Origin of the sequence: Streptomyces sp. NPDC091387 (assembly GCF_044756945.1) — a bacterium.
Lineage (GTDB): Bacteria > Actinomycetota > Actinomycetes > Streptomycetales > Streptomycetaceae > Streptomyces.
Window position 1 is genome coordinate 48,229 of record NZ_JBIVTZ010000019.1, and the last position, 25,551, is coordinate 73,779.

20 protein-coding genes are annotated in these 25,551 nt (G+C 72.3%); 6 read left to right on the plus strand and 14 right to left on the minus strand.

The features are described from left to right. The first annotated feature begins 397 nt into the window (after nucleotides 1–397). The 4 genes from ACIQM0_RS32040 (at nucleotide 398) to ACIQM0_RS32055 (ending at nucleotide 5,972) form a co-directional block, all read left to right on the plus strand. The gene (locus ACIQM0_RS32040) at nucleotides 398–2,077 is read left to right on the plus strand and encodes a protein kinase (RefSeq protein ID WP_401293448.1); all 1,680 of its coding nucleotides are present in this window, start codon (nucleotides 398–400) and stop codon (nucleotides 2,075–2,077) included. A 203-nt stretch (nucleotides 2,078–2,280) separates the two neighbouring features. Further along, nucleotides 2,281–3,531, plus strand: coding sequence for a protein kinase (locus ACIQM0_RS32045; RefSeq protein WP_401293450.1), 1,251 nt, complete (start codon nucleotides 2,281–2,283; stop codon nucleotides 3,529–3,531). A 92-nt stretch (nucleotides 3,532–3,623) separates the two neighbouring features. Continuing rightward, on the plus strand, nucleotides 3,624–4,730 hold the full coding sequence (gene prfB, locus ACIQM0_RS32050; protein WP_401293452.1) for a peptide chain release factor 2: 1,107 nt from the start codon (nucleotides 3,624–3,626) through the stop codon (nucleotides 4,728–4,730). 348 nt (nucleotides 4,731–5,078) lie between these two features. After that, nucleotides 5,079–5,972 (plus strand): hypothetical protein, encoded by an 894-nt coding sequence (locus ACIQM0_RS32055; protein WP_401293455.1) that lies wholly within the window; start codon nucleotides 5,079–5,081, stop codon nucleotides 5,970–5,972. A 94-nt stretch (nucleotides 5,973–6,066) separates the two neighbouring features. Here ACIQM0_RS32055 and ACIQM0_RS32060 read toward each other — a convergent pair whose 3' ends face one another. From ACIQM0_RS32060 to ACIQM0_RS32110, 11 genes are read right to left on the minus strand one after another with little or no spacing between them, the layout of a single operon-like run. Further along, on the minus strand, nucleotides 6,067–7,356 hold the full coding sequence (locus ACIQM0_RS32060) for an MFS transporter (protein ID WP_401293458.1): 1,290 nt from the start codon (nucleotides 7,354–7,356) through the stop codon (nucleotides 6,067–6,069). Continuing rightward, nucleotides 7,353–8,663 carry a hydrolase gene (locus ACIQM0_RS32065; protein WP_401293461.1) on the minus strand — a complete coding sequence of 437 codons (1,311 nt, stop codon included), beginning with the start codon at nucleotides 8,661–8,663 and terminating at the stop codon, nucleotides 7,353–7,355. Before ACIQM0_RS32065 ends, ACIQM0_RS32060 begins: the two co-directional genes overlap by 4 nt. After that, nucleotides 8,663–9,916 carry an ATP-grasp domain-containing protein gene (locus tag ACIQM0_RS32070; RefSeq protein WP_401293464.1) on the minus strand — a complete coding sequence of 418 codons (1,254 nt, stop codon included), beginning with the start codon at nucleotides 9,914–9,916 and terminating at the stop codon, nucleotides 8,663–8,665. The genes ACIQM0_RS32065 and ACIQM0_RS32070 overlap by 1 nt, the downstream gene beginning before the upstream one ends. Before the next feature lie 49 nt (nucleotides 9,917–9,965). Continuing rightward, the gene (locus ACIQM0_RS32075) at nucleotides 9,966–10,919 is read right to left on the minus strand and encodes a transketolase (protein ID WP_401293467.1); all 954 of its coding nucleotides are present in this window, start codon (nucleotides 10,917–10,919) and stop codon (nucleotides 9,966–9,968) included. Continuing rightward, the gene (locus tag ACIQM0_RS32080; protein WP_401293470.1) at nucleotides 10,916–11,758 is read right to left on the minus strand and encodes a 1-deoxy-D-xylulose-5-phosphate synthase N-terminal domain-containing protein; all 843 of its coding nucleotides are present in this window, start codon (nucleotides 11,756–11,758) and stop codon (nucleotides 10,916–10,918) included. Before ACIQM0_RS32080 ends, ACIQM0_RS32075 begins: the two co-directional genes overlap by 4 nt. Beyond that, nucleotides 11,758–13,611: a M20/M25/M40 family metallo-hydrolase gene (locus ACIQM0_RS32085; protein ID WP_401293473.1), complete on the minus strand. Its 1,854-nt coding sequence runs from the start codon at nucleotides 13,609–13,611 to the stop codon at nucleotides 11,758–11,760. Before ACIQM0_RS32085 ends, ACIQM0_RS32080 begins: the two co-directional genes overlap by 1 nt. Beyond that, nucleotides 13,608–14,681: an N-acetyl-gamma-glutamyl-phosphate reductase gene (argC, locus tag ACIQM0_RS32090; protein WP_385351509.1), complete on the minus strand. Its 1,074-nt coding sequence runs from the start codon at nucleotides 14,679–14,681 to the stop codon at nucleotides 13,608–13,610. The genes ACIQM0_RS32085 and argC overlap by 4 nt, the downstream gene beginning before the upstream one ends. Continuing rightward, nucleotides 14,674–15,993 carry a DegT/DnrJ/EryC1/StrS family aminotransferase gene (locus tag ACIQM0_RS32095; RefSeq protein ID WP_363030606.1) on the minus strand — a complete coding sequence of 440 codons (1,320 nt, stop codon included), beginning with the start codon at nucleotides 15,991–15,993 and terminating at the stop codon, nucleotides 14,674–14,676. Before ACIQM0_RS32095 ends, argC begins: the two co-directional genes overlap by 8 nt. Further along, nucleotides 15,990–16,619 (minus strand): degT/DnrJ/EryC1/StrS aminotransferase, encoded by a 630-nt coding sequence (locus ACIQM0_RS32100; protein ID WP_363030607.1) that lies wholly within the window; start codon nucleotides 16,617–16,619, stop codon nucleotides 15,990–15,992. Before ACIQM0_RS32100 ends, ACIQM0_RS32095 begins: the two co-directional genes overlap by 4 nt. Nucleotides 16,620–16,639: 20 nt before the next feature. Continuing rightward, the gene (locus ACIQM0_RS32105) at nucleotides 16,640–17,521 is read right to left on the minus strand and encodes a RimK family alpha-L-glutamate ligase (protein WP_401293477.1); all 882 of its coding nucleotides are present in this window, start codon (nucleotides 17,519–17,521) and stop codon (nucleotides 16,640–16,642) included. Continuing rightward, a complete protein-coding gene (locus ACIQM0_RS32110; protein WP_362961380.1) occupies nucleotides 17,518–17,706 on the minus strand; it encodes a lysine biosynthesis protein LysW in 189 nt (62 codons plus the stop codon). The genes ACIQM0_RS32105 and ACIQM0_RS32110 overlap by 4 nt, the downstream gene beginning before the upstream one ends. A 231-nt stretch (nucleotides 17,707–17,937) precedes the next feature. Here ACIQM0_RS32110 and ACIQM0_RS32115 point away from each other — a divergent pair, with 231 nt between their 5' ends. Next, on the plus strand, nucleotides 17,938–18,843 hold the full coding sequence (locus tag ACIQM0_RS32115; RefSeq protein ID WP_401293480.1) for a hypothetical protein: 906 nt from the start codon (nucleotides 17,938–17,940) through the stop codon (nucleotides 18,841–18,843). A gap of 91 nt (nucleotides 18,844–18,934) precedes the next feature. On the opposite strand, the gene pabB is transcribed toward ACIQM0_RS32115, so the two are convergent. Then, on the minus strand, nucleotides 18,935–21,022 hold the full coding sequence (gene pabB, locus ACIQM0_RS32120) for an aminodeoxychorismate synthase component I (RefSeq protein WP_401293483.1): 2,088 nt from the start codon (nucleotides 21,020–21,022) through the stop codon (nucleotides 18,935–18,937). 9 nt (nucleotides 21,023–21,031) lie between these two features. Then, nucleotides 21,032–21,748, minus strand: a complete 717-nt coding sequence (locus tag ACIQM0_RS32125; RefSeq protein WP_401293602.1) for a methyltransferase domain-containing protein — start codon at nucleotides 21,746–21,748, stop codon at nucleotides 21,032–21,034. Nucleotides 21,749–22,027: 279 nt separating this feature from the next. On the opposite strand from ACIQM0_RS32125, the gene ACIQM0_RS32130 reads away from it, so the two are divergent. After that, nucleotides 22,028–23,980 (plus strand): helix-turn-helix domain-containing protein, encoded by a 1,953-nt coding sequence (locus ACIQM0_RS32130; RefSeq protein WP_401293486.1) that lies wholly within the window; start codon nucleotides 22,028–22,030, stop codon nucleotides 23,978–23,980. Here ACIQM0_RS32130 and ACIQM0_RS32135 read toward each other — a convergent pair. Then, a complete protein-coding gene (locus ACIQM0_RS32135) occupies nucleotides 23,956–25,287 on the minus strand; it encodes an IS701 family transposase (RefSeq protein WP_401293489.1) in 1,332 nt (443 codons plus the stop codon). The genes ACIQM0_RS32130 and ACIQM0_RS32135 overlap by 25 nt on opposite strands. Nucleotides 25,288–25,551: the final 264 nt, after the last annotated feature.

Consider the following 25,551-nt stretch of genomic DNA (forward strand, 5'->3'; position numbering starts at 1 on the left):
ATCGCAGGGCTCCCGGCCCCACAGTTCCGTGCTGGAGGCATCCTCGCACCTGCCACTGACAACACGCCCGCGGGTCTCCGCTAAGTGATCTTGAAAGGTCGGCTGTGCGCCCAAAAGTGCCTGCTTGGCCCGTTCTTCGGCGGTGCCGATCCGGCCGGAACCCTCGCCCGGGGACGCCGCGCGCGGCCGGGCGCGGCAACCATCCGGCCGAAGTGAGCGTCTTCCTCCGCAACCGGTGCGCGGGGAGCGGGAAGATCCGGTCCCCCCGGGAATTCCGGACAAAGCGGCAACCGGGCGGAGCCGGCCACCCACCGCCGGACAGGCTCTAGAGTGGGCCGGAAACTTCTGGAGGAATCCGGGGGACCGCAAGCACCACGATCAGCAGGGAGCGCATGACGTGCGGCCGGTAGGCAGCAAGTACCTGCTCGAGGAGCCGCTGGGACGCGGCGCCACGGGCACCGTCTGGCGCGCCCGCCAGCGTGAGGCCGCGGGCGCGGAGGCGGCCGTCACGGGCCAGCCCGGCGAGCTCGTCGCGATCAAGGTCCTCAAGGAGGAGCTCGCCAACGACGCGGATGTCGTGATGCGGTTCCTGCGCGAGCGCTCCGTGCTGCTGCGGCTGACCCACGAGAACATCGTGCGCACCCGGGACCTGGTCGTCGAGGGAGACCTCCTCGCCCTGGTGATGGACCTGATCGACGGCCCGGACCTGCACCGCTACCTCCGCGACAACGGCCCGCTCACCCCGGTCGCCGCCTCGCTGCTCACCGCGCAGATCGCCGACGCGCTCGCCGCCAGCCACGCCGACGGCGTCGTCCACCGCGACCTGAAGCCCGCCAACGTGCTGGTCTCCGAGCGCGACGGCGTGATGCACCCGATGCTCACCGACTTCGGCATCGCCCGGCTCGCGGACTCCCCGGGGCTGACCCGGACGCACGAGTTCGTCGGCACCCCGGCCTATGTGGCGCCGGAGTCGGCCGAGGGCCGCCCGCAGACCTCGGCCGTCGACATCTACGGCGCCGGAATCCTGCTGTACGAGCTGCTCACCGGCCGGCCGCCGTTCGCCGGCGGCACGGCGCTCGAAGTCCTGCAACGGCACCTCAGTGAGGAGCCCCGCCGCCCCAGCACCGTCCCCGCACCGCTGTGGACGGTCATCGAGCGCTGCCTGAGCAAGGACCCGGACCGGCGGCCCAGCGCCGAGAACCTGGCCCGCGCGCTGCGTACCGTCGCCGCCGGCATCGGCGTGCACGCGAACTCCGCGCAGATCGCGGCCGCCGACGGGGTGGCCGCCCTGCTCGCCCCCGACCCGGCGCCGACGGCCGTCCCGGAGACGCCCGGAGCGGCGGACCCGACGCAGGTGCTGCCGAGCAACGCCGGTTCGTACGACCCGAACGCGGCCACCAGCGTCATGCAGCAGAACGCCGGACCGGGCGGCGGCCACGCCGACCCGACCGCGGTCCTGCCGCCCGTCCCGCCGCAGCCGGACGGGGCCCCGCAGCCCGACGGGCCGCACCCCTGGCAGTCCCAGCTCCAGGCCGCTCGCGACCGCAACGACCAGACGCAGGTCCAGTACCTCGACCCGAGCCAGGACCCGCTGCGCCGCCGCCCCCAGCGTCAGCAGCAGCCCCAGCAACAGCAGCAGCCGCGCCGGCAGCAGCAGTACCCGCCGCAGAACCGGCAGCAGCCTCAGCAGCAGCAGCAGTACCAGCAGCAACAGCAGTACCAACCCCAGCAGCAGCAACAGCAGTACCAACCCCAGCAGCAGCAACAGCAGTACCAGCCGCAGCAGCGCCAGCAGTACGCGCCGCCTCAGCAGCCGCAGCAACCCCAGCAGCCTGCTCAGCGCGCGCCCCGCGAGCCCAGGCAGCGCAGCGCCAACCCGATGAAGATCCCCGGCCTCGGCTGCCTGAAGGGCTGCCTGTTCACGCTGGTCCTGCTCGTCGTCGCGAGCTGGCTGATCTGGGAACTGACCCCGCTGAAGGACTGGATCGGCCAGGGCGAGAGCTACTGGCACGCGATCAGCGACGCCGCGAGTACGGTCTCCGACTGGGTCTCGAAGCTGGGCGGCAGCGGCAACTGACGGAGCGGGGCGCCGCCGACGCAGCCGGACGCCCCGTCAATTCTGTAGCTATATCGACTTCTGCGAACCAATTCGACGGCAATTCGTACGCAGAAGTGAAGGTTGGCGCCATCCAGGGCACGCAACCCCCCGATCGCCGCGTAACTTTGTCGACCGGGGGTTGTTGCGCGAAGGCCCAATCGCCAGCCGCTGAGGGAGCAGTCTTGGCACGGAATATCGGCAGCCGGTACACCGCCCACCAGATCCTGGGGCGCGGCAGCGCCGGCACGGTGTGGCTCGGCGACGGCCCCGAGGGGCCCGTCGCCATCAAACTGCTCCGCGAGGACCTCGCGTCGGACCAGGAACTCGTCGGGCGGTTCGTCCAGGAGCGCACCGCCCTGCTCGGACTCGACCATCCGCACATCGTCGCCGTCCGCGACCTCGTGGTGGACGGCAACGACCTGGCCCTGGTCATGGACCTGGTCCGCGGCACGGACCTGCGCACCCGGCTCGACCGCGAACGCAGGCTGGCGCCGGAGGCCGCCGTCGCGATCGTCGCGGACGTGGCCGACGGCCTCGCCGCCGCGCACGCCGCCGGAGTGGTCCACCGCGACGTCAAGCCGGAGAACATCCTGCTCGACATGGAGGGCCCGCTCGGCCCCGGCAACTCCCACCCCGCGCTGCTCACCGACTTCGGCGTGGCCAAGCTGATCGACACCCCGCGCCGCACCAAGGCCACCAAGATCATCGGGACGCCGGACTATCTGGCCCCCGAGATCGTCGAGGGCCTCCCGCCGCGCGCCGCCGTCGACATCTACGCCCTCGCGACGGTGCTGTACGAGCTCCTCGCGGGCTTCACGCCCTTCGGCGGCGGCCACCCCGGCGCCGTCCTGCGCCGCCACGTCACCGAGACGGTCGTCCCGCTCCCCGGCATCCCCGAGGAGCTCTGGCAGCTGCTGGTCCAGTGCCTGGCGAAGGCCCCGGCCTCCCGGCTGCGCGCCTCCGAGCTGGCGGCCCGGCTGCGCGAGCAGCTCCCGCAGCTGGCCGGCATACCGCCCCTGGACGTGGACGAGCCGGACGACGAACCGGAGCCCCAGCCGCACGGGCAGAGCTACGACGAGCAGCAGTACACCCCGGCGGCGGAGGAGCCCCGCCGTCGTGGCGCGGTGCCGCTGGTCCCCGGCTCGTCCCCCGACTCCAACCGGGACACCCACACGAGCATGCGCGTCCCGGCCCCCGACGAGCTGTCCGGCGGCCCCCGGGGCACCGCCCGCGCCCCGCGCGCCCCCGGCCGGCCCCGGCCCGGCTCGGCGCGCAACAAGGCGGCGGCCATCCGCAAGCGCCGCCTCACGCTGGGCGCGGTGGCCCTGCTGCTGGTCGCCGGACTCGGCGTCGGCGGCTGGCTGGCGATGAGCGGCGACGACGCGGACGCGCCCCCGCAGGCCCCCGGGAACTCCGCCCCCGGCGCCCCCTGAGCGCGCCGGAATCCGGCCCCGGCACCGCCCCCGCGGGACGGCGATCACACGGCCCGAGGAACGTCCGCGCCGACAGCCGTTACGCTGGACCCGTGGCAGTCGTCGATATTTCCGAAGAGCTGAAGTCCCTCTCCTCGACCATGGGGTCGATCGAGGCCGTCCTGGACCTGGATGCGCTGAGGGCGGACATCGCCGCGCTCGAGGAGCAGGCGGCAGCGCCGTCCCTCTGGGATGACCCGGAGGCGGCGCAGAAGATCACCAGCAAGCTTTCGCACATGCAGGCCGAGGTCCGCAAGACCGAGGCGCTGCGCAGCCGGATCGACGATCTCGAGGTTCTCTTCGAGCTCGCCGAGGACGAGGGCGACGCGGACGCGCTCGCCGAGGCCGAGTCGGAGCTGACCTCCGTCAAGAAGGCGCTCGACGAGATGGAGGTCCGTACCCTCCTGTCCGGCGAGTACGACGCGCGCGAGGCCCTGGTCACCATCCGGGCCGAGGCCGGCGGCGTCGACGCCGCGGACTTCGCGGAGAAGCTCCAGCGCATGTACCTGCGCTGGGCCGAGCGGCACAACTACAAGACCGAGGTCTACGAGACGGCGTACGCCGAAGAGGCCGGCATCAAGTCGACCACCTTCACCGTGGAGGTGCCGTACGCCTACGGCACGCTCTCCGTCGAGCAGGGCACCCACCGGCTCGTCCGGATCTCGCCCTTCGACAACCAGGGCCGCCGCCAGACGTCCTTCGCGGGCGTCGAGGTGCTGCCGGTGGTCGAGCAGACGGACCACGTCGAGATCGACGAGTCCGAGCTCCGCATCGACGTGTACCGCTCCTCCGGCCCCGGCGGCCAGGGCGTCAACACCACGGACTCCGCGGTCCGGCTGACCCACCTGCCGACCGGCATCGTCGTCTCCTGCCAGAACGAGCGCTCGCAGATCCAGAACAAGGCATCCGCGATGAACGTCCTCCAGGCGAAGCTCCTGGAGCGCCGCCGCCAGGAGGAGCAGGCGAAGATGAACGCCCTCAAGGGCGACGGCGGCAACTCCTGGGGCAACCAGATGCGGTCGTACGTCCTGCACCCGTACCAGATGGTCAAGGACCTGCGTACGGAGTTCGAGATGGGCAACCCGGAAGCGGTCTTCAACGGCGAGATCGACGGCTTCGTCGAGGCGGGCATCCGCTGGCGCAAGCAGAACGAGAAGTAGTCTCCTCCGTACAGCAGTTGGGCCCCGGGCAGTCACCACCGCCCGGGGCCCCTCTCGTTCCGGAACGGGCGAGTCGGGGTGATGCCGTGGTGAACGCGTCACAGTCGTGGTTCCGAATGAAGGGCAACGACCTTCAAACCGGGGCACATTGCGCGGAACGGCCTTGACGTAGTCCTTAACTCTGGCCAGGCTGCTGGAGCAGCATGCGTATGTCTGGGACGGGTGTGATCGGGGGCGGGCGGCACGGCCACGGCACGACGTCGGCCGGCGTTCGGAGCAAACCCCGCAGGGCCGTGGCCCGCATATGGCTGCTCCACTGACGAGAACAGCTACTGGGGGTAGCAGCACATGACGAAGAAGACGCGAGTACGCGTCGCGCGGATCGCCGCGAGTGCGGTCATCGCCGCGGGCGCCTCGCTCACCGTAGCCGGTGCGGCGCAGGCCGTCGGCCTCGGCGTCAACGCCGAGGCCGATCAGAGCGGCGTGAACATCGGTGTCTCCGGTGACGACGACGCGGCGGGCGGCGGTGACGCCACGGGTGGCGAGGACGCCGCTGGTGGTGGCGACGCGGCCGGTGGTGCCGATGTCGCTGGTGGCGCCGACGTGGCTGGTGGCGCTGACGTGGCCGGTGGCGCGGATGTCGCCGGTGGTGGCGACGCCGCGGCCGGTGGTGACGATGCCGCTGGTGGTGGCGACGCTGCCGCTGGTGGTGAGGACGCCGCTGGTGGTGGCGACGCCGCGGCCGGTGGTGAGGACGCTGCTGGTGGTGGCGACGCTGCCGCTGGTGGTGAGGACGCTGCTGGTGGTGGCGACGCCGCGGCCGGTGGTGAGGACGCTGCTGGTGGTGGCGACGCTGCCGCTGGTGGTGAAGATGCTGCTGGTGGTGGCGACGCGGCGGCCGGTGGCGGTGACGCCGCTGCTGGTGGTGGCGACGCGGCCGCTGGTGGCGGTGACGCCGCTGCCGGTGGTGGCGACGCGGCGACCGGTGGCTCCGGCTCCGGGACCGACGGCGGCAACGCGGGCACCTGCACCGTCGACCTCGACGGTGCCGAGTGCGCCGACAACACCGACACCGACTCGGTCGGCAACCAGCCGGCCGAGCAGGGCAAGGGCAAGGACGAGCTCGCCGAGACCGGCGCCGCCGAGACCACGTTCCTGCTGGTCGGCGCCGCGACGATGATCGCCGGAGGCATCGGCTTCCGGATCCTCCCGCGCCTGGTGAACGGCCGTACCACCGCCTGAGTGCGGTAGCTCCGCCTGTACGAACAGAGGGACCCGGTCCGCGGAAGCGGACCGGGTCCCTCTGTTCGAGCGCCGTACGTGGGGGGAAGCGGGATCAAGCCGTGGTCCCGGCCGTCTCCCGGGGCTCCGGAGCGGGCGGGACCTGCGCGGTCGGCGCGGCCTCCGCCGGCTCGCTCGTGGCGGCGACGCCCTCCCGCCGTGCGGAGAGGAAGCTGACGCCCGCGCAGACCAGCGCGATCGCCCCGACCACGTACCAGTTGAGGCCCGGGGTGTCGGTGGAGCGCGAGAGGTCGTAGAGCGCCCCGGCGGACAGGGTGCCGATCATGTTGCCGAAGCTGCGGAAGAAGTGCATCGCGCCCATCGCCCGCGCGAGCCGGTCCGCCGGCATCCGGTTGGCGACCCAGAGGTCGAAGGACGGCGTGAACAGGATGTCGCCGAAGACCACCACCAGGCAGCCCACGACCACCCAGGTCGCCGTCTGACCCGCGCCGAACAGGGTGTACGCCACCGCCATCGCCAGGAACGCGACCCCCATGACCTGGCCGGGGCGCAGCCGCTTGGACATGTACCGGAACGCCGGGTACTGCAGGACCAGGAGCGCGAGACCGGTGATCCAGAAGGGGGTGGAGACCGGCATCTCGGAGACGAACTCCTCCATGTGCAGCGGCATGCCGACCAGGAAGGTGATCGACAGGACCCAGAAGACACTGGAGAGCAGGAAGTAGCTGCCGCCCCCGCCGAGCTGGAGGCCCTTGAGGATCGCCACGTTGACCAGGGGCGCCCTCGCGGCCGACGGGTCGGCCTTCGCGCCCGCGTCGGCCGGGATGAACGAGGCCGCGGCGGCGCAGTACCCGGCGAACAGGACGAACACCACCAGGAACAGGATCGCCATGGACGAGCCGAGGAAGATCCCGCCGATCACCGAACCCGCGATGACACCGAGCTGGCAGGACATCTGGAACGAGGAGAAGGCCTTGGGGCGGTCCTTCTCCGGCAGCGTGCCCAGGATGTTCTTCAGACCGGGGAAGGACACCCCGGAGCCGAAGCCGACGAAGAAGGCGAGCAGGCTGTAGAACAACACCCCGTGCGCGAAGCCCATGCCGCCCAGCGCGACGGCCTCCACGGCGATGCCGACGATGATGCTCGACCGCGTACCGAACCGGGCGGCGACCCCCTCGTAGAAGAAGGTGGCGCTCAGCCGGCCCACGTACGTCAGGAACATCACGAACCCGGCCCAGAAGCCGCTGTACTCCACGCCGAGCGTCGAGATCAGGTGCGGGAACCAGATGTAGTTGCCGATATGGGCGAGCGCGATACCGGAGTTGACGCCCAGCAGGACCTTGCGGGTCTCCGGGCTCAGGACATGGCGTTCCTGGCGGCTCATACGGTGACCTTTCCTTGGGTGGGGGTGGCGCGCAGGCCGCGGATCGCCGCCACGATCGCGTCGCGGTCGACAGCTCTGCCCTGTACGTACGTGGCCTGCGGAAGCTCCGACAGGGGACGGCCGGCGGCGGCCGGGGCGATCAGGTTGAAGGTGGCCGGAAGGCCCTGCGCGATCAGGTCCGTCACCGGATCGCGCCCCGACAGCTCGTCGAAGAAGCCGCGGGCCGTGCTGGTCGCCGTACGCAGCAGTGCCTCGCGCAGCCCCGGCTTGCCCAGGTCGTCACCGGCCAGCAGATCCAGCTCGCCCTTGAGCGCGTCGCCGTGGAAGGCGCCGGTGTTGCCGCAGTCCGTCCCGATCAGCAGCTTCCCGCGCTCCAGCGCCGCCAGGCTGTTGTCGCGCATGTTGACCAGCGCCGCCGTCCGGGTGTCCTGGACCTGGAACCGGATGCCGAACGGCTCCTCGATCTCCGACACGTACCTGAGGTTGGCGAGATCCTGGGTCTCGCGGAAACCGGGCCGCTCGTACTCGCGCAGGAAGTCCTCGCGCTCCATGATCATGGGGCGCAGCCCGCTGAGGGTGGAGACGAACCGGGCGCCCTCCAGCCGCTGCCAGTCGGCGGCCGACAGGCCGACGTCCCGCACCGGGTGGGCGAAGATCCGGAAGCCGAACGCGTAGGCCTGCATCACCTCGTCGCGGGTGTTGCAGTCGATGACGGTCTTCAGACCGGCCTCGGCGGCCAGCCTCGGTACGTGGGCGAGGATGTCGGCCGGCAGCCGGGAGAAGCGCTTGGCGCTCTCCGGCTGTTCGGCGCCCTCGGTGAACATGACCTTCAGGAAGGTCGCGCCGCGCACCGCGTTGGCCGCCAGCACCGTGGCCAGGTCGTCCTGGACGCCCAGCATGAAGACGGGGGCCGGGAACTCGACACCGTGGCCGTAGTGGCCGTCCATGTCCTTGGTGGCCGTGGCCGCGTATCCGCAGTGGGCCACCTCGGGCCAGGGCATCCCCGACTCCCTCCTGCCCTGCTCCCAGCCCTCCTTGACCAGCGGGAAGCCGAACATGTCCACGACGTGCGTGACCCCGTGGTAGAGGTACTGCATCGCGGAGATGCGCGGGTCGTCCAGCGAGTCGTCGAAGTTGGCGGGCAGTCCGAGGTGGGCGTGGGCCTCGGTGAAGCCGGGCCACAGCTCGGGCGTGACGCTGTCGTCCGCGTCCCGGTCCGCGACGGCCCGGACGGACGCGAAGTGGCCCTCCTCCACCGCGACTTCGTACAGTGCGCCCGGGTCGAGTTCCGGGATGGCTACGCGCATCAGCGGGCCACCTTCGCCGTGATGGTGAACTCGATGTCGTCGAGCGCCGCCCGCACCCGGCCGGACGCCTCGTCGCGGTCCTTGCCGGTGTAGATCAGGTGGCCGAGCCAGTCGAAGTTGCTCTTGGAGAGCCGGGAGACGGTGCGGCCGGGCTTGGCGTACGCCAGTGCCTCCTCGAAGCCCGGGGTGCCCTTGAGGCGGTCGAAGCCGATGGAGACGATCTCGCCGTCGACCGGCGAGCCGAACCAGTGGCCGCCGGCGATGACCTCGCCGGGGACGGGCAGTTCGGGCTCCTCGCCCAGGGCCTGGCGGATGACCTCCAGGTAGGGGTTGACGCCGCTGGACAGCTCCATCAGCTGGGGCACGATGCCGCCGGTGAGCCGGCCGTTGACCTCGCAGAGGACCGGGCCGTCGGCGGCGAGGATGTACTCGGCGTGGATGAAGCCGAAGTCGACGCCGAGGCCCTTGAGGACCTTCTCGTTCATCGTGAACAGCTCCGCTTCCAGCGGGTGGCCGCGGAAGTAGGTCAGGCCCATCTCGATGAAGTACGGGAAGCCGCTCAGATTGCGGTCGGTGATCCCGAGGTTGACGATCTCGCCGCCCTGGAGCACGCAGGCCTCGACCGAGACCAGCTCGCCCTCGACGAACTCCTCGACGACGATCTCCGGGATGCGGGTGACCCCGCGGCCGTAGTCGTCCACCTTCGCCAGGTCGGCCAGGTAGTCGGTGAGCTCCTGGTCGTCGCGGAGCAGGAGCACGTGCAGGCTCGCCGTGCCGTCGGACGGCTTCACCACGCAGGGGAAGCCGATCTCGCGGACCGCCGCCACCATGTCCTTCGGGTCCGCGACAGCCACGAAGCGCGGCTGGCGCACGTCCGTGTGCTCCAGGGTGAGGCGGGTGCGGTGCTTGTGGCGGGCGTTGAGGGCGCCCTCCACGCTCATCCCGGGCAGGCCCAGCGAGCGGGCCACCGACGCGGCGTGCACCGTGTGGTACTCGCTGTACGTCATGACGCCGTGCACCGGCTTGGCGGCGTGGATCTCCTTGGCGAGCCGCTCCAGCTCATCGATGGAGAAGGCCTCGACGCTCTTGATCACATCGCACTTGGGGTGGGCGAAGGCCGCCTCGGCCAGCGGCGAGGCGCCGAGGTAGAAGTCGGGGTCGGCGGAGACGAAGGTGACGTCGTGCCCCAGCTGGAGGGCGTTGGCGATGCCGGCGATGCCGTTCGGGTTGCATTCGACCATGAGGATGTGCATGGGAGATTCCTTTTCTCGGCAGGGTTGGGGGAGTTCAGGGGTGCGGCGGTCAGGCGGCCGCGGCGAGCACGGCGGGCAGATCGAGTCCGAGCCCGGCCATCACCTCTCGGTGGTCGCCGCCCTCGGTGGGCCAGGTGTGGCCCGCGTTCACGCCCACGACCTCGCACCGGGGCATCAGGAGCGCCAGCGCCTCGGCGGCGCCGCCCTCGCGCCGGTGCTCCTCGACGACCACGAACCGCCGGTGCGCAGCGGCCAGTTCACCGGCCGCGCGGGCGAGGTGGGCGTGGTCCAGATAGACGAGGTGCGCGTGGCCGAGCTCCGGGCGCCGCTCGCGTGCTTCGAGCGCCAGCCGGGTGCCCTCCTCGCCGACGGAGACGAGGCACGGCTCACCGGCACGGCCGGTGGAGTCCCAGGTCACCAGGGGCGGTTCGGAGCCGTCGCCGTCTGTCGCGGGCAGCGAGGTGTACGAGGCGTTGCGTCCGGTACGGATGTAGTGCGGCTTGCCCGAGCGGGCCGCGGCGCGCACGACGGCCCGCATCTCGGCTTCCCCGTACGGTGCCGCGATCGTCACGCCGGGCACGCTGCGCAGGACCGCGAGGTCCTCCAGGCAGTGGTGGGTGGTCCCGAACCAGGCCCCGGAGACACCGGCGTAGGGTGCGACGACGGTGACCCCGGCGCCCAGGTAGCCCAGCGTGAGCTTGAGGCTCTCGGCCGCCCTGAGCGCGGCGAACGGCGCGAAGGTCGACACGAACGGGCGGTAGCCGCCCACCGCGAGACCCGCGGCCATGTCCACCATGGCGCCCTCGGCGATGCCGAGGTTGAAGAACCGCTCCGGGTGGGCCAGTTGGAAGGGGTGGTTCTTGCCGCCGAGGTCGGCCTCCAGGCAGAGCACCCGGGAGTCCCGCGCGGCGATCGAGGTCAGCTCGTCGCGGTAGGCGTCCCGGCCCGAGAGGGCCTTCGGTGCCGCCTGCGGGGCCTGCGCCTCCGTCACGGTCGCCGTCATCGGATCGCTCGCTTCCACTTGGCGGCGCGCGCCGCGTCGATGGTGACGTAGTGGGAGGCGGCCTTGCCCTCCACGGCGGGGACGCCCTTGCCCTTGACCGTGTCGGCGACGACCGCGAGCGGCCGGGTGGCCGCGGAGCGGTCGCCGGACAGCACCTCGGTGAGGGCGGTGAGGTCGTGTCCGTCCACCTCGGCCGTCTCGAACCCGAAGGCGGCGAAGCGCTCGGCCAGCCGCGGCAGCGGTGAGACGTCCGCGACCATCCCGTCGTTCTGGCCGCCGTTGCGGTCGACCACCAGCACGAAGTTGCCCAGCCGCTGGGCGGCGGCGACCTGGCAGGTCTCCCAGACGAGGCCCTCCTGGAGCTCGCCGTCGCCCGTCACGGCGATGCCGAGGCCCGGCTGCCGGGCCAGCCGGCGGGACATCGCCCAGCCGGCCGCGTACGGCACACCGTGCCCGAGGCTGCCGGTCGGGAAGCGGACCCCGGGCACCTTCGGGCCCGGATGGCCGGTGTAGGGGTGGCCCGCCAGGCCGTACAGCGGGGCCGGGTTCTCCGGCAGGGTGCCGTTCACGTACAGGGCCGCGTACAGACCGGCGGCGGCGTGGCCCTTGCTGAGGACCACCTCCGTGCCGTCACCGGACGAGGCCCGGTGCAGTGCCGCGATCAGGATGTCCAGTACGGACAGGCTGCCCCCGAGGTGGCAGCCGCGCGGGCTCGCGGCCATGTCGACGACGAGCCCGCGGGCCCGCAGCGCCCGCTCCACCAGCAGTCCGTGGTCCGGGTCGACGGGACCGGCGGCCGCGGGACCCTGTGCGTCGATCGTGTCGGTCAGTACGGTCATCACCTGCTCCCTTCCGGCAGTGCGAACCAGCGGGCCACCGCGTCGCCCAGCAGCGACCGCGCGGTGCGGTACTCCTCGGCGCCGATGTGCTCCTGGTCCGTGTGGTCGAGGGCGGAGTCCCCGGGGCCGTAGGCGACCATCGGCACGCCGCGCCAGGTGGTGGCGAGCGTGTTCATGTCCGAGGTGCCCTTCTTGACGACGAACCTGGGCCGCACGCCCGTCTGCCCGAAGGCGCGGGTGAAGACCTTCACCAGCGAGCTGGTGCGGCCGCCGCTGTGGCCGGGGGTGGCCCGTTCCATCACGATCTCGACGCCGTCGCCCTCGTGCGCCAGTGCGGCGGTGCGCAGCGCGTCGAGGTCCGCGCCCGGCGGCACCCGGAAGTTGAGGATGCCGACGGCACGGTGGCGTTCCCGGCCGGTCTCGCAGCGGACGTCGATGACGGCGCTGAGGGCGTCCGGGGCCTGTCCGGTCACCGACGCCCTGATGGCGTCCACGGCCCGGATCAGCGTGTCGGGCGCGGAGACCGCGTCCATGCCCGCCGAGTGGCCGCTGTCCACGGAGGCCGTGACGCGGAGCTTGAACAGGCCGTAGTAGCCGAGCGTCAGCTTGTCGCTGCCGCTGGGCTCACCGATCACGACGGCGTCGGCCGGGTAGTGGTCGCGGGCGTGGAAGGCGCCCTTGGAGGAGGAGATCTCCTCCTCGACCGCGCCCACCACCCGCAGCCGGCCGTCGGCGGGTACGTCGGCGGCGGCCAGCACCTCCAGGAAGGCGGCGAGGCTGCCCTTGGCGTCCACGCTGCCCCGGCCGTGCAGTTCGCCCTCGCGCCACTCGGCGGGCCAGTGGTGCGGGACCGTGTCCAGGTGGCCGAGCAGCAGCAGCCCGCGGTCCCCGGTGCCCCGGGTGGCCACGAGGTTCCCGGCGGCGTCGATCTTGGCGTCGATGCCGCGTTCCGCGCACCAGTCCAGCAGGTACGCGGCGAGCTCGTGCTCGTCGCCGGAGACCGAGGGGACCCCGACCGCCCGGCCGAGCAGGGTCAGGTCCTCCTCGGGCCGGCCGCCCCGCCAGAAGCGGGTCCAGCCGGACGGGTCGGCCAGCGTGTGCGGACCGGTGATCGCGATGTCGGCGCTGCCGCCCTCCAGCGCCATCTCGGCGGCCCGCACCTTCTGCCGCATCCTGCCGCCCGCGTACCGCGCCGCCTCGCCCGGGTGGGCGTGGCGCAGCGTCGACGCCGGGTCGGCGGGGTCGGTGAGGAGTCCGGCGGTGCCGGTGACCAGCCGGAGGTGGTCGGCGCACAGCGCGTTGGAGAGCGCAGCGGCGAGCACGTCGGCGTCCACGTTCAGCGGGGCGCCGCCCTCCCGGTCACGTACCGGCGCGGAGAGGCACACCACGTCGTACGCGTCCAGCAGGGCCCGCAGCCGGGCCGTGTCGATCTCGGCCGGCACCCCTGCCCGGTGGTCGCGCACCACCCGGCCGCGGCCCTCGGCGCTCACCGTCTTCAGCGGCCGGTTGGCGCGTCCGGTGACCAGGCCGCCGCGTGCGGCGACCGCGGTGAACACGTCGACGCCCAGCGCGCGCAGACCGTCCTCGACGGCGGGCAGGGTGACCCGCTCGTAGGCGTCGACCAGGTGCGTCATCTCCTCGGGCGGGCAGTAGCGCACCGCGTCCCCGTTGGCGAGGCGCAGTTCCGGCATGGCCCGGCCGATGGCGCCGTAGTGCCGTTCGATACCGGCGGCGCCCCCGGCGACGAGCAGGACCCGGGCGCCGCGGGCGACGAGCGCGGCCAGTTCCGCGTACACGGAACCGCGGTCCAGGGTGGCGCTGCCGACCTTGACCACGTACAGGGGACGGTTCACGGTGCCACCGCCGCGCAGCTGAGACCGGTCCACTCGGCGTACCCGAGGGCCAGGTTCATCGCCTGGACCGCCTGGCCCGCCGCTCCCTTGATGAGGTTGTCGATCGCGGCGATGGACACGCACGCGTCGCCCTCCACGGAGACCGCGACCTCGGCGATGTTCGAACCGACGACGGCCTTGAGCATCGGGAAGTCCTGCGGGGCCTTGGGGGAGGGCCGCACCCGCAGGAACGCCTTGCCGGTGTACGCCTTGGCGTAGGCGCGCTTGACGTCCAGCGGGGAGACGCCGTCCTTCAGCCTGCTGTACGCGGAGATCAGGATGCCGCGCGGCACGTCCAGGCTGTGCGTGGAGAAGCGCAGATCGGGGGCGCTGCCGGTGAAGTGCGTCAACGCCTGGGTGATCTCCGGCAGATGGCGGTGCCCGTGCAGCTTGTGCACCCGGAAGTTCCCCGAGCGCTCGGCCGGCTGCTCCGAGCCGCCGCGGCCGCCACCGGTGGAGCCGGTCTTGGCGTCGACCACCACGTCCCGCTCGACCAGTCCGTCGGCGAAGAGCGGGTAGAGCGCGTAGATCGTCGCCGCGGCCATGCAGCCGGGCAGGTTGATGAACCTGCCCTCCGGCAGCGACTCCGACAGGTCCGGTACGTAGTAGAGGAACTCGTCGGCCGGCGGGTGGGCCACCGACGCCGGGTAGTGCTTCGCCTGTTCCTGCGGGTTGGTCAGCCGGAAGTCCCCGGCCAGGTTGAGCACGTACTTGGCGCGGTCCGCGATCCGCGGAAGCCGCTCGGGCAGCGCCCCGGTGGGCAGGCAGGTGATGGCCACGTCGACCTCACCGAGCTGGTCCAGCGGCCGCAGCTTGATCCCGGCCAGCCGGGGGTGGTTGCGGAGCCACGGATGGACGGCGCCCACCTGCTTCCCGGCACCGCGCTCCGCGGACAGGAAGGCGAGCTCCACGTGGGGGTGGTTGAGCAGCAGCCGGATGACCTCGCCACCGGTGTAGCCGCTCGCGCCGATCACCGCGACGCGGGTCCTGCGTGCGGACGGGGGGTTCTGGAGTGTCGTCTGCTCAGCCAAGGCGGGCCGCCTTCTCGTAGGGCCGGCGGTAGTCGCCGTCCTGGACGAGCTTGCGGATGGCGTCGGGGCGGCGGGCGACCTTGGTGAAGGCGTCCGCGTACCGCAGGGCCCGCTCGTACTCGACCGGTGAGCGCAGCTCGCGGCAGAGGACCAGCGTCGAGTCGAGCATGGCGAGGGTCGCCGGGAAGTCCTCCGGCCGGTGGTCGCGCACCGCCCCGGGGTTGAGCGTGAACGGGTAGCCCTTGCCGAATCCCGCCCGGTGCACGAACGGCAGGTGGCAGGGGATCGGGGTGTTCTGCCACTCCCGCGCCGGCACGCCCTCGGCGACCAGCAGGTCGTGCACCGCGTCCTTGACCGCCCACACCGGGAGGTCCTCCAGGCCGATGGCCTCGGGCCGCAGCGAGATCCGGTACATGTTGTACGCGTGGACGTGGCCCTCGGGCACGTACGGGGCGCGGAAGAACCCGGTGGCGTTCAGCGTGTCCGCGATCAGCCGGGAGTTACGGGCCCGCACCTCGTCGTAGTACGGCAGCCGCTCCAGCTGGCTCGCGCCGAACGCGGCGGCGACCCAGGACATCTCGTAGTCGATGCCGTTGAGCCGGGTGTGGTCGGCGGCGCGCCGGTGGGCCTCCTCGGTCGCGAAGAAGGCGATGCCGCCCTCGCCGCCGAGCGGGAAGTTCTTGTCGGCCATCAGGCTCTGGCCGGCCGCGTCGCCGAACGAGCCGGCGACACGGTCCCCGATCCGGGCCGAGTGGGCGTGCGAGGCGTCCTCGACGAGCGCGATGCCGTGCCGGTCGGCCAGGGCCCGCAGCGCGGGCACGTCGGCCGGGAGGCCGTGCACGTGCACCGGCATGAGGGCCCGGGTCCGGTCGGTGACGGCGGCGGCCGCGGCCGCCGGGTCCATGCAGTAGGTACGCGGGTCGATGTCGACGAACACCGGGATCGCGTGCGCGGCGACGACGGCCTGTGCGGTGGCGATGAAGGTGAACGCGGGCACGATGACCTCGTCGCCCGGCTGCACACCGGCGCCGATCAGGGCGAGGTGCAGGCTGGAGGTGCCGCTCGCGGTGGGCAGCGCGTACTCCGCGCCGACATAGCCGCGGTACGCCTCTGCGAAGTCGGCGACGACCTTCTCGGGCGACCGGCGCTGCGAGAGCAGCATGTTGAAGACGTCTTCCTTGGTGATGACCGGGAAGAGCGTGCGGCGCAGTTCCTTGGGGATCAGCGCCTCGCCGCCGAAGGCGGCCAGTTCGGCGGTGAGTTCCTCGGCGGAGGGCAGCGGAAGCGGGGCGGAGGGAAAGTCGGTGATCATGACGGGGCTCCGGTGGTGAGAGGGCGCGCGGCCTGGCTGAGTGCCATCCGGACACAGGCCGCGACGAGCGGGCTCAGCCGGTAGTTGAACTGCACGCCGGGGATCAGGTCCGGGTCGGCCTCCTCCTGCGTCCACATGGTCCGCAGGTCGTGGGCGCCGAAGATCTTCAGCCGTTCGGCGCGGGCCCAGACCGCGCGGTCGTCGGTGAGCATCGCGGCGGCGGGGCCGAAGCCGAGGCCGGTGAGGTCCACCACCAGGGCGGGGGCGGACCGGTCGCGGGCCCGGTCGTCGAACAGCTGGTCCCGGCCCGCGTCCAGCGCGATGTGGTCGAAGGCGGCGGGTCCGGGTTCGCTCGTGACGGCGATGCCCAGCCAGCTCAGGAACGCGGTGTCCTTGGCGGACAGCTCCGGCGCGTGGACGGTGTCGCCGTGGCCGATGCCCTGGCCGGCGAGTGCCGCGTGCACGGCGGCGCTGCGGCTGTTGAGCAGAACGGCGTGGGAACGCCCGGTCCGCTTGGTCAGCAGGCGCTCCAGGCCCGGTAGTTCGCGGTCGCTCTTCTCGATGCTCATGACCACACCCGAGGTCATCACCCGGGTGAGTACGGTCGCGGTGTCGAACAGTTCCATGAGATCTGTCTTCCTTCGTGTCACGCGGCCGCGGGCAGCGGGGTGTCGGTGCACAATTGCGCGATGTAGGCGGCCAGATGACCTGCCACATTCACGCCGTGCACGGCGGAGGAACGGGCGAACTCGGGATTCGCGTTCACTTCGAGAACCAGCAGTTCGCCGGTGGAGAGGTCCTCGATGAGGTCGATTCCGTAAAAGCCCTCACCGAGCGCGTCCACGACCTGTCCGCAGAGCTTCTCGATCCGGCCGGTGATCTCCAGGCGCTCGACCCGGGCGCCCAGATGCGTGTTGGTGCGCCAGTGGTCCGACACCCGCTGGATGGCGACGACCGGGGTACGTCCCACCACCACGACCCGCAGATCGTGGCCGGGCTTGTCGATGTACTCCTGCACCAGGACGGGGAACAGCTTTCCCCCGGCGTCCGCGGACTCGCGGCCGCCGACCCACGCCTCGACCGAGTCCGGGTCGGTCACCTTGGTGACGCCCCGCCCCCACGACCCGCTGACGGGCTTGATGACGGCCGGCAGGCCGAGTTCCGCCACCGTGGTGCGCACCTGGTCGTAGCTGAAGGCGTGGCGGGACACCGGGTGCGCGATGGAGTGCCGGGCGAACAGCAGGGCCTGCAGGCCCTTGTCGTTGCAGGTCTCGATGGCGTCGGCCCGGTTGAGCGTCGTGACGCCGGTGCATTCGAGGCGGCGGGCGACGCCGACGGCGTCACGGTGGGAGAGGTTGCGGATCATGGCGAAGGCGGGCGGGGGTTTCACGCCCGCGACCACCTCCGCGAGGTCCGCCGCCAGCAGCGGCCGGGCGTTCAGTCCCTCTTCGCGCAGTGCGCTGAGGAGGAGCTTCTCGTCCGGCCGCAGCATGGTGACCGAGAGCAGGACCTCGGGGGCGGAAGTCACTCGCCCCAGTCCTCTTCCACCTCGGGGGCCAGCGCGACGCGGACGACGGCGTCGTCCTTCTCGACGACCTCGTGCTCCTGCCCGCAGGCACCGCACTCGGTTATCTCGCCCTTCTCCCAGTCGTCCTGGATAACGAAGTCCGTGTCGCACACCAGGCACTGCGGCGCGGAAATGGTTGCAGGCATTGCGTTCCTCCCGTCTCGGCGGTCACCGGCTCGGCGACCTCACCGAATATCGCGCTCTCTCCGGGAGGCGGGCAAAGGGCGGCGGGGCATTCCGTCAACTGCTCCGTAATAAGTCAACTAGGGCCCCGGAGACTGACGGAGAGTCCGTGATCTGACGCTGCGTCGGCCGACTTGACGGAGAACCGGAGCGGGACTTCCCCGTGTCTGCGGGCTCCTCTAATCTCGGCTCCCATGATCAGTCCACCGGCCGCCGCGCTGCTGCGGCAACTGGCCGCAGAAGGCGTGGCAGGCTGGCTCGCGGAGAACGCGGCCTCGCCCTTCAGCCGGGCCCGGCTCCGCCGGCTCACCGCGAAGGGGATCTTCAGCGGTCTGCTCTCCGCCGCCGCTACGGCCGACTCCGTGCGCGACGCCTGCGACGCGCTGCTGCGGATGTACGAGGCGGGGGACGGCGACGACGGACTGGTCTCCGCCGCCGTCGACCGGGACACCTGCCGGGCCGTGGGCCGGCCCAACCTGCTGCTGCGCACCACGCCGGACGGGCCCGGCCTGCGGGCGGCCACGTCCGCGCTCGCCGCCGGGCTCGGCGTCGACATCGCGCACGTCTGCTCCCTGGACGACTGCGTCGAGGCGATGGACGCGTACTTCACCGGGCTCGAACGGGCGCTGGCCGCCGGCATCTCCCTGGAACGCCTCACCGCCGTCATCTCGGTGCCGGTGGGACAGCTCGACGCGGAGGTCGACGCCCGGCTGGACCGGCTGGCCTCGAAGAAGGCCCTGGACCACCGCGGCACGGCGGCCCTGGCGGTGGCCAGGCTGGTGTTCCGGATACGTGAGCAGAAGCTCGGTGAGGAGTGGTGGCGGGTGCTCCGGGCCGCCGGCGCCAGGCCCCCGCGCCTGCTGTGGACCGAGCCACGGCCGCACCAGCTGACCGCGCTGGTGGGCTGGCGGACCGGGCAGGCGGTGTCCGTCGAGGTGCTGGAGGAGGCGACCGCCCACGGCGCCCCCAACGGTGACACGCTGCTGAAGCGGGACGCGGCGGGGCGCGCCGCGCTGGCGGGGCTGGACGAGCTGGGCATCGACATGGCCGAGGTGTCGCAGGCGCTGGAGGCCGCCCACGGCGGAGCGGCCCGGTCCTGAGCGCGGGACACCCTGCGCCGGACAGGGCCGGACCCGGGGCGCGGACGCCCGGAGCCCGGCCGGAAGCCCGGAAGGCCCGCAAGAGGCACAGTCAGACGGTGGCCGTCTCCCGGACCCGGCCCGGGAAGGTGCTGCCCGTCAGCGCCAGCAGCGGCGCCGCCTTCACCGCGGTCTCCTCGAACTCCTCGTCCGCGTCGGACAGCGCCACGATCGCCCCGCCCACCCCGTAACGGACCCGGCCCGGGGTGAGGACCGCGGTACGGATCACGATGCTGAAGTCGGCGGCGCCGGAGAGCGAGAAGTAGCCGATCGCCCCCGAGTAGATCCCGCGGGCCCCGCCCTCCAGCCGGTCGATGATCCGCATCGTGCGCACCTTGGGCGCCCCGGTCATCGATCCGCCGGGGAACGCCGCCCGCACACACGCCACACTGCCGGTGTCCGGGCGGAGCCTGGCCCGTACCGTGCTCACCAGCTGGTGCACCGTCGCGTAGCTCCGCACCCGGAAGATCTCGTCGGCCCGGACGGACCCGGTGACCGCGCAGCGGCCGAGGTCGTTGCGGACCAGGTCGACGATCATCAGGTTCTCGGCACGGTCCTTCTCGCTGGTCAGCAGGTCCTCGACGAGTGCCGCGTCCTCCTGGGGGGTGGCGCCGCGGGGCCGGGTGCCCTTGATGGGCCTGGACTCGACGAGCCCGTCGGCGGACACGCTCACGAAGCGCTCGGGCGAGGTGCTGAGCACGGACACCTCCCCGAACTGGAGCAGTGCGGCGAACGGTGCCGGGCTCAGCCGGCGCAGCGTGCGGTAGCTCTCCCAGACGTCGAGGTCCCCGCGCCACTCGGCCTGGTTGGTGAGGCAGATCTCGTAGCTCTCGCCCGCGCCGATCTCCTCCAGGCAGTCGTCGATCAGCCGGAGGTAGGCCTCGCGGTCGTGACGCAGCCTGATCCCGCCCCGGGGCGCGGGCGGCTCCGGCGCGGGCCCGGCCGGCGGCGGGCCGCCCGCGGCGAGCCGGTCCGCGGTCGCGGTGAGCCAGCGCAGGGCGGGTTCCTCGTCGCCGTCCTCGGCCAGGGCGAGGAGACGGGTGGTGCCCTCCTGGTGGTCCACGACGAGTGCGCGGTCCGCGAACACCATGGTGGCGTCGGGTTCCTCTGAGCGGTGCACGAGGTCGCCGCCGCATTCGGCCTTGAGCTCGTAGCCGAGGTATCCGACCCAGCCCAGGGCGAATCCACCGGGCAGGGGCGGGAGTTCGACGGTGGTGGCGCGCAGGTCCTGCTCGATCCAGCCCAGGAACGGACCCGAGACGATACGGGTGCCGGACGCCTCGCGCACGGTCACCGTGCCGCTCCAGACATCGGCCTCCGCGACCCGGGCGAGGGGTCCGGTGGCGTCGCCCATGACGGAGAAGCGGCCGTCGTCGCCGCCGGGACGGCTGCTGTCCAGCCAGTACGCGTGGTCGTTGCCCCGGAAGAGCGCGGCGTACGCCGCCTCCGGGTCCCGGACGAGGGGCACCTCGCGGCTGAGGACCTTCAGCCGCCGGGCGGGGGCCGGAGCGGCGGGGGCCGGAGCCGCCGGGGCCGGTGTGCGGGGCCGCCGGCGCGGGGCACGGTGTTCCCGGGTCAGCCGTGCGAAGTTGCGCAGCAGCTCGTGCCCGTACCGCGTACGGATCGACTCGGGGTGGAACTGCACGCCCCACAGCGGCCGTTCCCGGTGGCGCAGCCCCATCAGGACACCGTCGGGCGTCCACGCGGTGGCCTCCAGCTCGTCGGTGAGGCCGGTCACCGCGAGCGAGTGGTAGCGCACCGCCTCGAACGGCGAGGGCAGCCCGGCGAAGAGGTCCGTGCCGTTGTGCAGGACGGGCGAGGGCCTGCCGTGGCGCGGCTCCGGGGCCCGGACGACGTCCGCGCCGCCGAACAGCCCGATGCCCTGGTGGCCCAGGCAGATCCCGAGCAGGGGTACGTCGGTCCGCCGGACGATGTCGTGGCAGATACCGAAGTCCGCCGGGCGGGAGGGGTGTCCGGGGCCCGGGGAGAGGACGACGTTGTCGAACTCCGCCAGCCGCCCGGCGTGCCAGTGCGGGGAGTCGTTGAGCACGATCTCGGGCTCCTCGCCGTTCACCTCGGCGAGGTAGTGGAAGAGGTTGTGGGTGAAGGAGTCGTGGTTGTCGACGAGCAGGGTCCGCATGACGCCCCCTCAGCCGCTCGCGACGGTGACTTCGAGCAGCATGTGCTCGACCAGGTCGCTGCTGTACTCGCCCTCGACCAGCAGCTCGCTCGCGACGGTGCGCAGCGTGCGCCCGCACTCGGCGGCGATCTCGTGCAGCCGGTCCACGTCACCGCGGTCGCTGAAGTGCAGCAGCACCCGGCCGTTCCCGGTGACGGCGTCCGTCGACTGGGCCAGGAAGCGGCGGTGGGTGCGGTAGCCCGGGTCCACGTAGGCAGCCTCGTGAATGGAGCCGTACGTGTATGTGTCGGGCGCGCGCACATAGTTGGAGCTCCAGAAGACGGTGTCGAAGCGCTCGCCGGGGAGCCCGGAGAACAGATCGCTGTGCACCGCGTCCAGCCGCGCCCGCACGCCGTGGCGTGCGGCGTTCAGTGCCGCGTTCCGTACGGCGGGACGGCTGATGTCGGCGGCGACCACCCGCCGGCAGCCGGCCAGCGCGCTGAGCACGGCGACGACCCCGCTGCCGCAGCCGATCTCCAGGAACGATCCGCGCGGGGCGTCCGCCGGACCGCCGGCCAGCCCCAGGAAGCCGATGGCGGCCTCGGTCGAGGGCGAGTAGACAGGGGCGAAGACCTCGTCCAGCAGATCCCACTCCCGGCCGGCCAGGGAGAAGACACGCGGCCGGTCGTCCCGGGTGAGGGAGGCGTGGCTGCGTTGCAGAGAGCGTTCGTAGCTCTGGACTTGCATCACGTGTGGATCCCCGATTCTGTGTGTCATCGGACGGGCACCGGGAGCGGCGCTCCGGCCCCGACGATGCCTTCGGGGCCGTGTCCGCAGGAAGGTGTCCCGGCCACAGCCTCCGGGACCGACGTGGTGCTCCGGCCACCCCCACCTACTCTGACCAGCAACTTCACAAAACAAGCCACTGGTTGACTCGGTCCGCTCGCAGGTTTTAGGTTCGCGGCAGGACTTTCGTGGTCCCGCGTCCCGGAACAACTGGGGCGGCCCTGGGGGAGGGAACCAGCGATGCCGAGCGACGCCGACCCGGTGAGCAGTGCCCTGTTCGGCCTGCTCGAACTGCTCGCGACCGAAGCGCCGCCCGACCGCTTCGAGGACTTACTGCGCACCGCCAGGTCCGAGGGCGGTGACGACCCCGAGTCCGCCGCGCTGCTGGACCGCGCCCGCGGCCTCGCCCTCGACATCCACAGCCTGTTCGCCCGCCGCCATCAGCGCGAGGCCGGACTCGCCGCCCTCGTCGACACGGCCAGGGAACTCACCCTGCCCTACGACCTGGACGCACTGCTCAAGGTCATCACCCGCCGCGCCCGGCTCCTGCTCAACCTCGACATGTCCTGGATCAGCTTCCACGACCCCGCGGAGGACTGCTCGTACGTCCGGGCGGCCGACGGGCACGCCTCCGCGATCACCGTGGGCTTCCGGGTCCCCGGGTCGGGCGGGGTGGGCAACCGGTCCCGGTCGCTCTCGGCCCCCTTCTGGTCCCCGAACTACCTCCGGGACGAGCGCTTCCCCCACTCCGGTGTCATCGACGAGGCGGTGCGCGCCGAAGGGCTCCACGCCCTCATGTCGGTCCCGCTGCACGACGGGAACCAGGTCTTCGGCTCCCTGTACGTCGCCGACCGGAACGTACGGCACTTCACGCCCGACGAGATCACCCAGATGTCCTCGCTCGGCGACCTGGTCTCGGTGGCGATCAAGAAGGCCCGGCTGCTCGCCCGCGCCAGGGAGGAGATATCGGAGCTGGAGCTCGACTCCTCCCGCGCCCTGGACTCCTCCTCCGCCTCCCGCCATCTGCGCGAGACCCAGAGCCGGCTGACCGACCTGGTGCTGCGCGGCCGGGACCTGCACGAGCTGGCCGTCGCGGCGGGCGACGCGCTCGGCGGCACCCTGCTGATCCGCGACGTGGCCGGGAGACCGCTGGCGGCCTCCGGCGCAGCGCCGGAGCTCGACGAGGCCGAACTGCTGAAGACGGTGCTGGACGCCCACACCGAGCGCGCCCCCACCCGGTCGGCCGCCGGACTGTGGTGCTGCCCGGCCGCCGCGGGCGACGAGATCCTCGCCACCCTCGTGCTCGCACCGCGGGAACCGGCCACCGACCACACCCTCCAGCTGCTGCGGACGGCCGCCCAGACCACCGCGGTCCTGCTCCAGGTCCAGCGCAGCGCCGCCGCGGCCGAGGGGCACATGCGCGACCAGCTCTTCCACGAACTGCTCAGCACCTCGCAGTACACCGCCGGACAGCTCGCGGACCGGGCCCGCAGGCTCGCGGTCGACCTGACGGAACCCCATGTGACGGTGGTGGCCAGGCCGGAGGGCGGTGTGCAGGGCAAGGCCGTCGTCTGGGCGTCGTCGTACGCCCACCGCCTCTCCGGCCTGAAGACCACGGAGGGAGGCTGCATCGTCCTGCTGCTGCCCGGCACCGACCCGGGGTCCCGGGCCCGCGACGTCTCGCGCGAACTGTCCTCGGTACTCGGCCATCCGGTGACCGTCGGCGCGGCCGGACCGATCACCGACCCCGTCTCCATCATCCTCACCTACCGCGAGGCGCGGCGCTGCCTGGACGCGCTGACCGCGCTCGGGAGCACCGGCGCCACCGCGTCGCCCGAGGAGCTCGGCTTCCTCGGCATGCTGCTGTCCGAGCGGCCGGACACGGCCTCGTTCATCGGCTCCACCATCGGGCCCGTACTGGACTACGACACCCAGCAGTTCACCGAGCTGGTGCGCACCCTGGAGGCCTACTTCGCCGCCGGGAACAGCCCCACGCGTGCGGCGGAGAGTCTGCATGTGCACCCCAACACCGTCTCGCGACGGCTGGAACGCATCACCGACCTCCTGGGCGCCGGCTGGCAGGAGCCCGTACGCGCGCTGGAGGTGCAGCTCGCGCTGCGGCTCCAGCGGGCCCGGCACACCCTGCGCCGGACGGGCACCGCGCCGCCTCAGGCCGAGGCACCGGCCACGTAGGGGCTGGGCAGCCGCACGGGCCGGATCGCGTGCTCCGGCTCCGGGCCCGCCGCGCGCAGGTGCTCCCAGGGCTGCCGCGGCGCCCCCGGGCCGGGCACGGCGACCGGGAAGGGCTGCCGCGGAGCCGGTCCGCCCCGGCTCGTCCCGCCGAGCAGCGCGGCGGCGTGCGCCACGGACGCCAGCGTGATGTGCCGGTGCCAGCCACGGAACGAGCGGCCCTCGAAGTCCCGCAGCCCGACCCGCTCGCCGACCTCGGTGAAGTCCCGTGCGACCCCGCGGGCCAGCCGGCTCATCCGCAGCAGCGCGGGCAGCGGGGCCTGCGTCATATCGGTGAGGAACAGCTCCCCCGCCGGGCGCAGCGGGTCGTTCCACACCCCGAGCAGCAGCAGACTGCGCTGCCCCCGGTTCGGCGCCCCGGCCCGCGCGTACGGGACCCGCTGCCCGAACACCACCCGCACCGCGACGACCAGCGCGCTCGACGCGCCCCAGCGCACCTGGTGGCGCAGCCCCTTGACCGTCTCGACGATCTGCTGCGCGGACACCACGCCGGCGCCGTACCCCGGCAGGGCCGGATCGGCCACCGCCAGCCGGCTCGACGGACCGATCCGGGCCAGCACCGGCATCCCGGCGGCGCCGAACTCCCGCATCAGCAGGGGGAGATCGTGGCCGCAGGCGTTGAGCAGCAGCGGCCGGGGCGGCACCGGCCACCGGTTCATCGTCTCCAGGACCACGGCCACCGCGCACTCGTCCGGGGACTCCGCGACGGTCTCCGCCGGAATGTCCGCGCGGCGCCGCCGCACGGCGTCCTGGAGCCAGAACTCGGGCAGATGCAGCCGCCAGTTGACCGGCACGCTCATCTCCTCCGAGGCGAACCACAGCCCGAAGGCCCGCTGTCCGGCCGCCCCGCCGCCCCCGGGCGTACCCGGAGCCACCCCCACCGACTGGTCACCGGCCTTGGGGATCGACATCTGCTGGAGCACCCAGGCCTGCGGCGGGACCGTCCGCTGCACATGGCCGGCCAGCGCCTCCCGGACGGGCGCCCAGTCCCAGGTGGAACTGGAGATGAAGTGCTGAAGGCTCTGCTCGGCGGCCGAACCCCCGGTGAGGGAAGCGATGTTGCGCATCGTCTTGCGACCGCCCACGGTCAGCAGCCCGCGCAGGTACTGCTCCCCCTTCATGCGCTGGTCCCTTCGGCGCAGGGACGCGGAGAACACCGTGGTGGCCAGCTCGGAGACCACATCGGACGGTTCGTCTGCGTCCGGGAAACCGGCGAATACGTCCCGGACTTGGTTCAGGGCTCCACTCATACGCCCACGGTGACCCCCGCGACCCGTGCCGGGCGAGGTGCGCCGGGCACCAGATCCCCCCGTCCGATGGTGCTCCGGCCACCATCAGGCGGGCCCAGGAGGCCCGGATCACCCGGTGTGGGGGCTGTGACGGGTGTGGTGGGACCACCACCCCGGTACGCCGGAGGTGACGAAGCACGTGACGGAACACCTGACGAAGTCACCCGCAACTGACAGGGCAGGGACGAGCCGCTGACGCATGCGCACACGGCTGCGCAGAGTGGT

Coding starts and splice junctions, on each gene's coding strand:
- ACIQM0_RS32055 (WP_401293455.1), top strand. CDS start 5,079: ATGACGAAGAAGACGCGAGTACGCGTCGCGCGGATCGCCGCGAGTGCG.
- ACIQM0_RS32060 (WP_401293458.1), bottom strand. CDS start 7,356: ATGAGCCGCCAGGAACGCCATGTCCTGAGCCCGGAGACCCGCAAGGTC.
- ACIQM0_RS32065 (WP_401293461.1), bottom strand. CDS start 8,663: ATGCGCGTAGCCATCCCGGAACTCGACCCGGGCGCACTGTACGAAGTC.
- ACIQM0_RS32070 (WP_401293464.1), bottom strand. CDS start 9,916: ATGCACATCCTCATGGTCGAATGCAACCCGAACGGCATCGCCGGCATC.
- ACIQM0_RS32075 (WP_401293467.1), bottom strand. CDS start 10,919: ATGACGGCGACCGTGACGGAGGCGCAGGCCCCGCAGGCGGCACCGAAG.
- ACIQM0_RS32080 (WP_401293470.1), bottom strand. CDS start 11,758: ATGACCGTACTGACCGACACGATCGACGCACAGGGTCCCGCGGCCGCC.
- ACIQM0_RS32095 (WP_363030606.1), bottom strand. CDS start 15,993: ATGATCACCGACTTTCCCTCCGCCCCGCTTCCGCTGCCCTCCGCCGAG.
- ACIQM0_RS32100 (WP_363030607.1), bottom strand. CDS start 16,619: ATGGAACTGTTCGACACCGCGACCGTACTCACCCGGGTGATGACCTCG.
- ACIQM0_RS32110 (WP_362961380.1), bottom strand. CDS start 17,706: ATGCCTGCAACCATTTCCGCGCCGCAGTGCCTGGTGTGCGACACGGAC.
- ACIQM0_RS32115 (WP_401293480.1), top strand. CDS start 17,938: ATGATCAGTCCACCGGCCGCCGCGCTGCTGCGGCAACTGGCCGCAGAA.
- pabB (WP_401293483.1), bottom strand. CDS start 21,022: ATGCGGACCCTGCTCGTCGACAACCACGACTCCTTCACCCACAACCTC.
- ACIQM0_RS32125 (WP_401293602.1), bottom strand. CDS start 21,748: ATGCAAGTCCAGAGCTACGAACGCTCTCTGCAACGCAGCCACGCCTCC.
- ACIQM0_RS32130 (WP_401293486.1), top strand. CDS start 22,028: ATGCCGAGCGACGCCGACCCGGTGAGCAGTGCCCTGTTCGGCCTGCTC.
- ACIQM0_RS32135 (WP_401293489.1), bottom strand. CDS start 25,287: ATGAGTGGAGCCCTGAACCAAGTCCGGGACGTATTCGCCGGTTTCCCG.